At 73.2% G+C, this 1,111-nt stretch carries 2 protein-coding genes; both read left to right on the top strand.

The genetic code is table 11. The annotated features are described in order from the left end of the window. Positions 1-259: 259 nt before the first annotated feature. Positions 260-418: a pyrroloquinoline quinone precursor peptide PqqA gene (gene pqqA / locus VR45_RS43390; RefSeq protein ID WP_063772557.1), complete on the top strand. Its 159-nt coding sequence runs from the start codon at positions 260-262 to the stop codon at positions 416-418. Next, a partial coding sequence (gene pqqC / locus VR45_RS28000; protein WP_107084291.1) for a pyrroloquinoline-quinone synthase PqqC occupies positions 415-1,111 on the top strand: 697 nt, incomplete at its 3' end. The genes pqqA and pqqC, both read left to right, overlap by 4 nt.

The raw sequence follows: 1,111 nt of genomic DNA, 5'->3' as shown, positions 1-1,111 counted from the left end.
CTGACCGAAACCCCCCGCCAACCCCGGCACACCCCGTGACGCCCACTCGACACGGCACTGCCGGACCGGCACACTCGACACCGGTTTCCCTCCCGGGCCCCGCCCGGGTGCGGAGTCCGTCGCGTCACCCGTTCGATCGCGAATGTCACACGATCGCACGGTTCGGACCGGCGGGCGGACCCGGTGGCTCGTAGCGTCCTGCTCCAGGGGCCGCCGGACCCCGACCCCCACCCCCACTTCACCGAGGAGGGCAACTCCCATGAAGTCCACGCTCACGCCCCAGCTGCCCGTCACCACCGCCACCGTCGCGCCGGCCGCTCCGGCGTCCGCCGCCAAGCCCGCCTGGTCCGCCCCGTCGGTGCAGTGCCACCGCACCGGCGCCGAGGTCACCGCGTACGCCGCGCGGACCACTCGGTGACCCAGGCTTCCACCATCGCGTCGACCCGCGAGGAGTTCGCGGCCAGGCTGTACGGCCTGCGGGGACGGTACTGGGACACCCACCCGTTCCATCTGCGCCTGCACTCCGGTGGCTGCACGCCACCGGAGTTGCGGCGCTGGGTCGCCAACCGCTGGTACTACCAGCTGTGCCTGACCCGGAAGAACGCCGCGATCATCGCCAACTGCCCGCTCCCGGAGGTCCGTCGGGAGTGGACCCGGCGGCTCGGCCAGCAGGACGGGCCGCAGGAGGGCGAGGGCGGGCTGGCCGACTGGCTGGTGCTCGCCGAGGCCGTCGGCCTGGACCGCGCCGAGGTCCTGGACGAGCGGCACGTGGCGCGCGGTGTGCGCTTCGCCGTCGACGGCTACCTGCACTTCTGTCAGACCCGGCCGTGGACCGAGGGCGTCGCGGCCGCGCTGACCGAGATGTTCTCGCCCGACCACATGGCCGAGCGGGTGATCGCCTGGCAGAAGCACTACGACTGGATCGACCCGGCCGGCTACGCCTACTTCGAGCACCGGATCCCCGACGCCCGCCGGGACAGCGCCCGGACGCTCGACGTGGTGCTGGACCACTGCGTGACGGCCGAGCAGCAGCGCGCCGCGGTGTCGGCGCTCGCCTTCAAGTGCGAGGTGCTGCGGGCGATGCTCGACGCGGTCGACTACGGCCCGGAGA

The organism is Streptomyces sp. NRRL S-495, from assembly GCF_000966955.1.
Classification (GTDB): Bacteria; Actinomycetota; Actinomycetes; order Streptomycetales; family Streptomycetaceae; genus Kitasatospora; species Kitasatospora purpeofusca.
Note: the sequence above shows the minus strand (reverse complement) of the source record. Positions and strands in the feature narration are given on the sequence as shown.